The organism is Lachnoclostridium sp. An14 (assembly GCF_002160755.1).
Lineage (GTDB): Bacteria > Bacillota > Clostridia > Lachnospirales > Lachnospiraceae > Lachnoclostridium_A.
Genome location: NZ_NFLE01000065.1, coordinates 1 through 7,862, shown reverse-complemented (window position 1 = coordinate 7,862; position 7,862 = coordinate 1). Strand labels below are relative to the sequence as shown.

Genomic DNA, 7,862 nt, shown 5'->3' with positions numbered 1-7,862 from the left:
GGGATTTTATACCCTTTTGACGGGTTAATTGAGTGATGTTATGGCTGCATGGATCAATTTTCAGATTCATGGTACTGTTATCAATTCAGATACTGTTCCGTGAATAATTTAGGTTTATTTATAAGATATGTTACCAGCCCATATGGACCGCAGTTAATAGTTTTATTGCAGTACACCCTACAGCTCTTCGATTAAGTACATCGCGCGTCAAATATCCCGATTCTGCTATGCTTCTGGATATGATGCTTGAGTACACAAACAATATACGTATTGATGAGGATACTCTACGTTTCGATGCCATTATCAGTTGTACTATCGAATTGCAGCAAAACGATGATTACAGAGGACTATTAACCGGAGAAATCTCTCAATGGATTATTGCATCATGCGAAGCTACCATCACTGACAAACTGGATAATCTGAAGATAACGGATATTCGTCCCTGGACAAAAGAAAAGAAACCTGTTGTTTCTGGTATAGCTGCATCCAACAACATTGTTCCAGTTCTCTATAAAAAGGACTTGGATGCAGAAGCTACAGCTTTTCTTGAAAAGTACTATCCACAGGCTTTATCAGAACCCATACCAGTTCCTATTGAACAGATTGCCACAGAGAAACTTCACCTTAATGTTCTTCAAGGGCATCGCATCTCAGATGATTTCAGCATATTCGGACAGATCTGTTTCTCTAAAGGAAAGGTATTGGTACGGGATATATTCAAATGTTCAGAAACAGAAATGGATGTAGACAGAGGAACCATTCTTATAGATGCATACACCTTTTGGGAACGTAATAAAGGATGTGTCAATAATACATTGGCTCACGAGGTCTACCATTGGTATCGCCACAGATTGTACGCTACTATCAAACAGATTCTACGAAACGAGAAATTCATCGCTCATAGATGCCCTTCTAATATGTCATATCCATCTGAATATGAAGAATGGACCGACGAACAGCGTATGGAATGGCAGGCCAATAATATGGCACCAAGAATTCTTATGCCGATTCAGACCTTCAAAGTAAAGGTTGACGAACTTTATCAGAAATATAACTATGATGACACACCGCTAAAAGTTGATGTCCTCACCTGTATTGCTGATGAACTGGCAAAGTTTTATGGCGTTTCAAGGCAATCTGCGCTTATCCGTATGAAGGAAACAGGATATCCTGAGGCTCAGTTGGTTTTACAGCAGCTTGATGAAAAGAACAATCACTCCTTCATCAGCCGTGAGGATGTTTTCTACGAATACAGTACAAATGAAAGTTTTAGGGAACTTCTTGATTCTGGGAAATTCAAATATGTTGACGGTTACATCATCATTAATGATGAAAAATATATCCTGAAAGACGAAACCGGCAAATATACTCTTACTGAATATGCCTGGGATAATCTTACAGAATGTACCATATCATTCACTTGGAAGCGTATCAAACGTTCCACAGCAAAAGGTCATCTTCCAGAAGAGATTCTTCATAGAGCTAATGACGAGCAAGAAGTATCAACCTATGATAAGAAGCAGAACACTTCTGTCACAAAGCTTTCAGACGAACTAATGAGAAAAAGATCTCGCTTTGAGATCAACGAAGGAATCCATAATCTCCCAACAAATGGCAAAACTTGCTGGGAATACATCTTTGATATCATCAATTTCAAAGGGCTCAGCAAAATACATTTCTGTAATCTAACAGGGCTCGGAGAAGAGGTATATAGGAAAGCTGAGAAAAACATTAAAACAGATCCTTCTGTTCGCACTATTGTAGCAATCGCATGTGGCTTAGATCTCGATATCGAAACTGCAGAAAAAATGTTATCACTTGCAGGGCGATCCTTCAGAGAATCTGATGAAGACAGAGCATTAAAATTCTGCATCACTGGATTTGCAGGACAATCCATTGAAGAAAGAAATGATTTTCTCGAATCTTATGGATATGATACTCTCGGCACCAAAGAGCGCTACTAATCTCTAAAACAAGGCTGTACATCACACCGATGTGCAGCTTTTTTCATGTTTTTTAAATTATTCCGACTCAGTGAGTCGGGATAACGCCCTTCTCCTCCATCAATTTCGTTCAAAATAATATTCCAACTCTTATGAAAGCCGCATTTTAGCGGCATTTTTTTATGTCTCATCCCCGACTCGGCGAGTTTCGAGGTTTTCAAAAAATCCGTGTACTATAGCATTAGCACATGGGAACCATCTGCGCAGGGTGTTCCGGTTCCATGTGACTAAAACAATTTATCTGTACCGACCACCGGAAGTGAGGTGCAGCCGAAATGGAGTAATCCTAACGGCAAGCTCACATCTGATGGTCTATTTATGCATGTAGTGGGGCTCTCCATTTCGGCACAAGCCGAAGGAGGGCTTTTATCATGCAAATCAATGTAAATCATCAGTCAACCAACGCCAACCACAACTACGACAACCGTCGCAGTTACAACAATCTCCCACTTCAGCCAGGAGATTGCCTCGTACCAATCCGCGTGGACTGGGAAATGGTGAAACACTTCAATATGTGCCAGGACAACCTTGAGACCTGGCATATCGGACCTAACAAGGTTCTGGTAGCATTTGCTCCTGTAAAAATTGAGGACAAGCCTGCTGCCCTTAAACATTTCAATGCAGATGTCAGAGAACACTTTGCATCTTTTAAGTCAGATGATGTTCTCTCTCTTGATCAGTTTATGGACGAAGCCGCATCAGAAGATAGCAAAGGCTTTGAACCTGCATCACCGGAGAATCTTGAAGAAACCGTTATGCTCCGTATGATTATTCAGAATCTCTTAAAAAAGATCCACGAAATCAATCCAAAGTATGGCTGTATTCTCGACCTTATCTGCGAGGATTACACCAAAGGACAGATTCTTGATGAATTAGGCCTTGGAAAATCCCAGGGATATGCTGACATCAAAGCAGCACAGGCTCTTGCAAAGAAACTCTATTTCGGTGAATAAGCTTCTTGCTTAACCTGAAAACAGCGGTATCCTCACTTCGAAGATACCGCTGCCTTTTTATGTTATACGCATTTTCTTATAATCATCGTGTCTCACGATACTCTTAATCGCCTGTCTCAGACTCCTTGCGTGTCCGTGCTGATGATATCCATCCTTAAAGCGATGCTTATGGAATATGACCAAAGCTTCCTCTGTAGGATACCCGGCACAGTGCAGGTACCAGTAATGACCTGTATTCCTGCTCTGTATCGTCACATCCTGGCTATCAGCAATTATGATATTGAAGTAATCTCCATCAATCTTATCAAGGCTCTTCTGTTCAAACATTCGCAGCCTCCTTACTGAACCAGGCTTCCAATGCCTGTTCCACTATTACATCCACCTGGTTCGGGTCCATTCCCTCAAAATATTTCTCCACAATTCTGCTCGGAACCTTATAGCATTTCTTTTTGATGGTTTCTGTACTTAAATATCTTTTTACCATTGCCTCTGTCAGAGCACCAGAATGACTTCTAAGCTTCATAACCATCTCTATGGTGATTTTGGTTTTCTTCTCTTTCATAATCTCATATACCATCGTCTGCTCATTTTCCGGAAGGAAAGCCAGCTGTAATGCCACCTTCGTATAGAGGGCACCTCTATCCACCATATCCTTGAAGGGTTTAATCAGGTCATTCAGCTTAAGTAATCTCCCCACAGAGCTACCGGATAATTCATATTCCTTGCCGAGCATATCTCTGGTATTCAACCTTTGGTCACCGTGACCACAGGTAACCGGAACGTCTTTTCCTTCCATTCTTGCAATTTCTTCCAGAATATCATTTCTTTTTCCTTGACAAGCTTCCTTTTCATACCTCGCCTTCAGCACCGCTGCCTTCTCCGATATTGCCAAATCCGAAAATGACCTTTGCATCAGATTCGTTTCAATCACATAAACATAAGCCTCTTCCTCCGATAATCCAGTCTTTACTATCGCCGGTATTTCCTTAATTCCGGCCAGCTTAGCTGCATTCCAACGGTTATGCCCGGAAAGCATTTCATAACCGGTATCAAGTTTCTGTACAATAACCGGATTGAGCACTCCGTACTCTTTTACCCTGGCAATCATATCTTCTAGACGTTCTCCCTCATACAGATGAAATGGATGGTCATGAAACGGCTGTATATTCTTCACCGGTACCATCTGAACACCTCTTGGCATTGTTACTTCTTCCATATCTCCCATCAGTAGATCCACTGTATCACCAAATACTTTTCTTTTTGAATTAGCCTTCATATGCGATTATCTCCTTTGCAAATTTTCTATATGCGATTCCTGCAGATGCTTTTTTGCTATACTGAGCAATCGGCATATTGTAGTAAATGCTCTCTCCCACCTTGACTGTTGCAGGTATCCTTGTATCAAATACTTTGATTTTTCCCTGGAAACTTCCGGTTACTTCCTCTGTCAGAACCTTGCAAAGTGTGGTTCTGCTCTCACACATAGTTAAGAGAATGCCTGCGACCTCCAACTTCGGATTGATTCGCTTCTTAATCTTTCCTACAATTCTTAGAAAATCCTGCAATCCCATCATCGCCAGGAGCTGAGGATTTACCGTAATAATCACCTCATCTGCCGCAGCCAATGCATTGATGGTAAGCATTCCCAAGGACGGGCAGGTATCAATCAGTATATAATCGTATCTGCTCCTCAATGGTTCCAGAACCGCTGCCAGCATCCTCTCCGCACCCATTTCTGTTCTAAGCTTTGCATCCACCACAGACAGATAAATAGATGATGGAATATAATCCACGCCGTCTCTACTCTGAATATAATCCTCGAAACTCTCTGGCACCTCTTCTTCCATCTGATCCATCATCAGATGGCCAATCGTATATTCCAAGGCTCCGGTATCCTCTACTCCGTAGCAGGTAGTCAGATTTGCCTGACTATCAAAATCTACCGTCAATACCTTCTTTCCCAGCTCCTTCAGAGAATAAGCCAGGTTAAGTGTGGTCGTGGTTTTACCCACGCCACCTTTTTGTGAACCGATAACAATAATATTTCCCATAATCACTGCACCTCTCTTCCGTTATATTCTGTATTTCTCTCAGCCACAAACTGCGCATGGAGCTGTTCCTTCTCCGCCTGAAAACGTTTCTGAAACTTCTTCATTCCCTTCTTCATGAATTCTGCTTCTGCCTTTGCCATTGCAGCCTTTTCTGCATCCGGAGTAATAATCAGCTTTCCATCCTCACAGCTGACATTGATGTAGTCACCAATCTCAAATCCCATTTCCTTAAGCCATTGACCTTTGAGAATGATGGTAGGTGTTGCCTTGTAGTTATATCCGCTCTGTTCGTGAACCTTCATGCTTCTAATCTTCTGATTTTTCATAAGCTTGTCTCCTTTTTCAATCAAATTTCATTTTCGGAAAATCTTACATAGTCTTATGTATCAATCTGTGCTATACTTTTTACAGGCATATCTGCCAATACACATGCTGGAGGCTGTCATGAGTGAAGAGAAAAATGGTTCCTATAAAGGCTTAACCGAAGTTCGTCGAAGAGCAAACAAAAAATATAATGATCGTTTCGTTGAAATCAAGGTTCGTGTCACCCCAGAGAAGCGTGCCATCATTAAGGGCCACGCAGAAAAGATGGGTGAAAGTGCTACTGCCTTTATCAATAGAGCAATCGATGAAGCCATGAAACGCGATCAGGAATCAAATCCCGAAATCGAGTAGGAGGCGGTGACTAACCGCCGTCCTCTCAGTCGAGTAAGTAAGAGGACTTTCACCTCAAACTTCTCACGGAACCGTACGTGAAGGTCTCCCTTCATACGGCTCTTATCATTTAACAATACGAATACATTCTGCCCCAATGGGCAAACAGCTTTGGCTCTCGTTTTCTAATAGACGTGAGCCACTTTTCTGCCCTCTGTTTACGCCCGCGAAAGTTCTTATACTTGCATATTGCCCATTTTATCAATCTCCGCTCAATACACTGTAACGTAAATTTCATGGCTGACGGGTTAAATTTCCCGAAGTAGTTCATCCAGCCCCTAATCATTGGATTCAGCATTTCTGCAATCAGGTCTATCTTGCATCCGGTTTTCTTGTGTATTCCCAATGCTTTGATTTTATCTCTAAACCCTTTTGCCGCTGCTTTACTGACTGATGCGATAAAGTTATTTCTCATCACACCATCTTTACATTTGATATAGACTGCTTTAAAGGTATATCCAAGAAAATCAAACTCCGTCAGTTCTTCATCATCCTTTGTCCGATCCTTATCCTTGCAGTATACAATTCTTGTTTTGACAGGATGTAACTCCAACTTACACTCTTCAAACCTTTTGGCAAGTTTCTCTTTTATATACAGGGTTTCTTCTTTGGTACTGCAATGAACCACTCCATCATCTGCGTATCTTTCAAACGGAGCGTTTGGAAAATTTCTTTTCATCCACATATCAAAGACATAATGCAGAAACATATTTGCCAGTACCGGACTAATGACCCCACCTTGTGGTGTTCCAGACTGCCTTTCAATCCTGTTTCCATTCGGTAGGATAAAGGGACATTTGAGCCATCTTTCAATGTACATACATATCCATGACTCCTTTACATGTCTACGTACCACTCTCATTAACAATTCATGGTCGATATTGTCAAACAATCCTTTCACATCCAGTTCTATAACATAGTCATATTTCCAGCATCTTTTCCTCGCTGTTTCAACCGCATCTAGTGCAGATTTATGTGGTCTGTATCCGTAAGAATCTTCGCAAAACATAGGTTCTACCATCCGTTCCACGTACATTCTTGCAACCATCTGTGCAATCCGGTCTGTTATAGTCGGTATTCCAAGCCGTCTCGTTCCTCCCGATTTCTTAGGGATTTCCACTGCCATTACCGGAGATGGAAAATAACTTCCCGAGCTCATTCGGTTCCAGATTTTATAGAGATTATTGTTTAATCTTTCTTCAAATTTCTCAAAATCCATACCATCTATACCAGCACTGCCTTTGTTCGCTTTTACTCTTTTATAGGCCTCGATCACTGCTCTCTTTGGTATCTCGTATTGTTTGCTTTTGTTCATCAAATCCTCCTGGTTCCCCAGTTGTTTTCTGCCTCAAGCTAAATGATGCCACCCCTTCGCTCCGTTATCATTACAACAACTTCCTTACTACTACGAGCGGCTCCGCCCCTGCAAGGACGCATTTCTACTTTCAGCCTTGTCTTTCTGCGACTTGTGCTTTTTCGATTCTCATCATCCCGCAGGTTCCCATGTTTCACATAGAAGCCTGATACATGCTCATGCCATCTTAATGCCGTTTCGCAGATAATCAGCATTACAGGTATCCATTATCCTTATCCCCGCTTAGTGGTGAAAAGCAGGTTTTGCAAAAGTCTTACGCTTTCGACACTTCTTCAATGGTTCACTTTCGTTCATCTTCATGTATCCCATCTGACTACTATTCCGCAGCCTTTTCTCTAGTCGCTCACTACCATGACCTGAACCACAGCAGCACTAGAGCGATTTGGCAGGCCTGCCTGTTCAGTTCCTGCCGAAGGGCCTTCCTTCATCTCCTATGCGCCTTCCATGGCACACCACCACCGTGCGTACCGTTCGGTACACGGCGGTTTCAATAGTTGACGTGCAAAGACTGATAAGCTATGGCTAAATCATAAAAGCCACTGTTTATCAGTCTTTCTTTTGTTAAGGCTCTTTTAACCGTGGTTGTGTTGGACGTCCTCCAATACCCTTTTCGGCTGTTTGCTGCCATATGGGCATAATACTTCGGAATCCCCAGTCTGACCAGGTTCCGTTCTTTTGTCCTTGGCAGTTTCCACTGTTTCCATATACACATTCGTATACGGTGGTACAGCCAGCTATTGAGGTCGTCCAGGTTATTCTTCATGCT

8 protein-coding genes and 1 pseudogene are annotated in these 7,862 nt (G+C 42.0%); 3 read left to right on the top strand and 6 right to left on the bottom strand.

The window, feature by feature from the left end; all coding sequences use genetic code 11:
- Positions 1-239: 239 nt before the first annotated feature.
- Positions 240-1,964 (top strand): ImmA/IrrE family metallo-endopeptidase, encoded by a 1,725-nt coding sequence (locus B5E84_RS19795; RefSeq protein ID WP_162612911.1) that lies wholly within the window; start codon positions 240-242, stop codon positions 1,962-1,964.
- A 410-nt stretch (positions 1,965-2,374) separates the two neighbouring features.
- Complete coding sequence (locus tag B5E84_RS19790) at positions 2,375-2,956, top strand: hypothetical protein (protein ID WP_087226598.1); 582 nt, start codon at positions 2,375-2,377, stop codon at positions 2,954-2,956.
- 57 nt (positions 2,957-3,013) lie between these two features.
- Here the strand turns inward: B5E84_RS19790 and B5E84_RS19785 are convergent, their stop codons facing one another.
- From B5E84_RS19785 to B5E84_RS19770, 4 genes are read right to left on the bottom strand one after another with little or no spacing between them, the layout of a single operon-like run.
- Positions 3,014-3,283 (bottom strand): hypothetical protein, encoded by a 270-nt coding sequence (locus B5E84_RS19785; RefSeq protein ID WP_143469288.1) that lies wholly within the window; start codon positions 3,281-3,283, stop codon positions 3,014-3,016.
- Positions 3,276-4,232: a ParB N-terminal domain-containing protein gene (locus tag B5E84_RS19780; protein ID WP_087226595.1), complete on the bottom strand. Its 957-nt coding sequence runs from the start codon at positions 4,230-4,232 to the stop codon at positions 3,276-3,278. The genes B5E84_RS19785 and B5E84_RS19780 overlap by 8 nt, the downstream gene beginning before the upstream one ends.
- Positions 4,222-5,007, bottom strand: coding sequence for a ParA family protein (locus B5E84_RS19775; RefSeq protein ID WP_087226593.1), 786 nt, complete (start codon positions 5,005-5,007; stop codon positions 4,222-4,224). The genes B5E84_RS19780 and B5E84_RS19775 overlap by 11 nt, the downstream gene beginning before the upstream one ends.
- A gap of 2 nt (positions 5,008-5,009) precedes the next feature.
- Complete coding sequence (locus tag B5E84_RS19770) at positions 5,010-5,333, bottom strand: SymE family type I addiction module toxin (RefSeq protein WP_087226590.1); 324 nt, start codon at positions 5,331-5,333, stop codon at positions 5,010-5,012.
- 118 nt (positions 5,334-5,451) lie between these two features.
- On the opposite strand from B5E84_RS19770, the gene B5E84_RS19765 reads away from it, so the two are divergent.
- On the top strand, positions 5,452-5,682 hold the full coding sequence (locus B5E84_RS19765; RefSeq protein WP_087226586.1) for a hypothetical protein: 231 nt from the start codon (positions 5,452-5,454) through the stop codon (positions 5,680-5,682).
- A 109-nt stretch (positions 5,683-5,791) separates the two neighbouring features.
- Here the strand turns inward: B5E84_RS19765 and ltrA are convergent, their stop codons facing one another.
- Positions 5,792-7,036 carry a group II intron reverse transcriptase/maturase gene (gene ltrA, locus B5E84_RS19760; RefSeq protein WP_087226583.1) on the bottom strand — a complete coding sequence of 415 codons (1,245 nt, stop codon included), beginning with the start codon at positions 7,034-7,036 and terminating at the stop codon, positions 5,792-5,794.
- A 547-nt stretch (positions 7,037-7,583) separates the two neighbouring features.
- A pseudogene (locus tag B5E84_RS19755) lies at positions 7,584-7,862 on the bottom strand (group II intron reverse transcriptase/maturase); the annotation flags it as partial.

Excerpts from the sequence above, each read along its gene's own strand:
- B5E84_RS19795 (WP_162612911.1), top strand. The coding sequence starts at position 240 with ATGATGCTTGAGTACACAAACAATATACGTATTGATGAGGATACTCTA.
- B5E84_RS19790 (WP_087226598.1), top strand. The coding sequence starts at position 2,375 with ATGCAAATCAATGTAAATCATCAGTCAACCAACGCCAACCACAACTAC.
- B5E84_RS19785 (WP_143469288.1), bottom strand. The coding sequence starts at position 3,283 with ATGTTTGAACAGAAGAGCCTTGATAAGATTGATGGAGATTACTTCAAT.
- B5E84_RS19780 (WP_087226595.1), bottom strand. The coding sequence starts at position 4,232 with ATGAAGGCTAATTCAAAAAGAAAAGTATTTGGTGATACAGTGGATCTA.
- B5E84_RS19775 (WP_087226593.1), bottom strand. The coding sequence starts at position 5,007 with ATGGGAAATATTATTGTTATCGGTTCACAAAAAGGTGGCGTGGGTAAA.
- B5E84_RS19770 (WP_087226590.1), bottom strand. The coding sequence starts at position 5,333 with ATGAAAAATCAGAAGATTAGAAGCATGAAGGTTCACGAACAGAGCGGA.
- B5E84_RS19765 (WP_087226586.1), top strand. The coding sequence starts at position 5,452 with ATGAGTGAAGAGAAAAATGGTTCCTATAAAGGCTTAACCGAAGTTCGT.
- ltrA (WP_087226583.1), bottom strand. The coding sequence starts at position 7,036 with ATGAACAAAAGCAAACAATACGAGATACCAAAGAGAGCAGTGATCGAG.